Raw genomic sequence first — 1,419 nt, forward strand, 5'->3', positions numbered from 1 at the left:
CGTTGCTGAAGCCGATCCTGGCCACGCTCGGCGTCTTCGTCTTCCTGTGGCACTGGAACGACTTCCTGTGGCCGCTGGTCATCGGCCAGTCCACCGACATGCGCACCCTCACCGTCGGCATCGCCTCGCTCCAGCAGCAGAACGTGCCGCTCAACGTGGTGCTCTCCGGCTCCGTCATCGCGTTCGTGCCCATCTTCGCCGCGTACATGGTGGGCCAGCGCTACTTCACCGAGGGCGTCACCGCGTCCGGAATCAAGGGATAAACACTCGTGTTCACCGATGAGGCCGCGCTCGAAGAGCGGCTCGCCACCCCCTCCCCCGCGCTGATCGCCGACCTCGGGCGCCTGGAGGGCGACCTGCTCATCCTCGGCGCCGGCGGCAAGATGGGCCCCAGCCTGTGCCGGCTGGCCCGCCGGGCCCTGGACGCCGCGGGCCGCACCGACGTGACCGTGTACGCGGTCTCCCGCTGGTCCGACAAGACCGCGGCCGACGAGCTGGAGGCCGCCGGCATCTCCACCGTCGCCTTCGACCTGATGGACCCCACCGCCGACCTGGCCGCACTGCCCGACGCCGGGAACGTCGTCTTCATGGTCGGCGCCAAGTTCGGCTCCGCCGGGGCCCCCTCGCACGCCTGGGCCGTCAACGCCGCCCTGCCGGACCGGGTCACACGCCGCTGGCCCACCGCGCGGATCGCCGCGTTCTCCACCGGCAACGTGTACCCGCTGGTGCCGGTCTCCTCCGGCGGCTGCACCGAAACCGACCCCATCGGCCCGGTCGGCGAGTACGCCATGTCCTGCCTGGGCCGGGAGCGGATCTTCGACCACGCCGCCCTGACCCGCGGCACCAGGATCGCCAACATCCGCCTCAACTACGCCGTCGACCTCCGCTACGGCGTCCTCGCCGACATCGCCCACCGCGTCCACACCGGCGAGCCCGTCGACGTGACGACCGGCCACGCCAACGTGGTATGGCAGGGATACGCCAACGAGGTCGCCCTGCGCACCCTCCTCCACGCCACCGACCACTCGGCGTTCACCCTCAACCTCACCGGCCCCGAAACCGCCTCGGTCCGCCGCCTCGCCCACTGGTTCGGCGAGGAGTTCGGCCAGGAACCGGTCCTCGCCGGCGAGGAGGCGCCCACCGCACTGCTCTCCGACGCCAGCCGCTGCCACGCCCTGTTCGGCTACCCCGACGTCCCCCTGCGCACCCTCGTCGAATGGCAGGCCGACTGGCTGCACCGCGGCCTGCCACTGTCCGGCAAGCCCACCAAGTTCCAGGTCCGCGACGGAAGGTTCTGATCCCCGTGTCCCGTACACCCGTAGCCATGACCGCGCCTGCACCCGGCCCCGTAGCCGCGACCACTCCCCAACCCGTACCCTCCTCGGCTACCGCCTCAGCCCCGGCGCGCACTCCGATGGA

Annotated in this window: 1 protein-coding gene and 1 pseudogene; both read left to right on the plus strand. The window is 71.4% G+C overall.

Annotated features, from left to right (window positions below):
• Positions 1 to 263: pseudogene (locus ACFYW1_RS38940) on the plus strand (carbohydrate ABC transporter permease); the annotation flags it as partial.
• 6 nt (positions 264 to 269) lie between these two features.
• Positions 270 to 1,298: an NAD-dependent epimerase/dehydratase family protein gene (locus ACFYW1_RS38945; protein ID WP_389004566.1), complete on the plus strand. Its 1,029-nt coding sequence runs from the start codon at positions 270 to 272 to the stop codon at positions 1,296 to 1,298.
• The last annotated feature ends 121 nt before the right edge of the window (positions 1,299 to 1,419 follow it).

It is taken from the genome of Streptomyces sp. NPDC002669 (genome assembly GCF_042889165.1).
Lineage (GTDB): Bacteria > Actinomycetota > Actinomycetes > Streptomycetales > Streptomycetaceae > Streptomyces.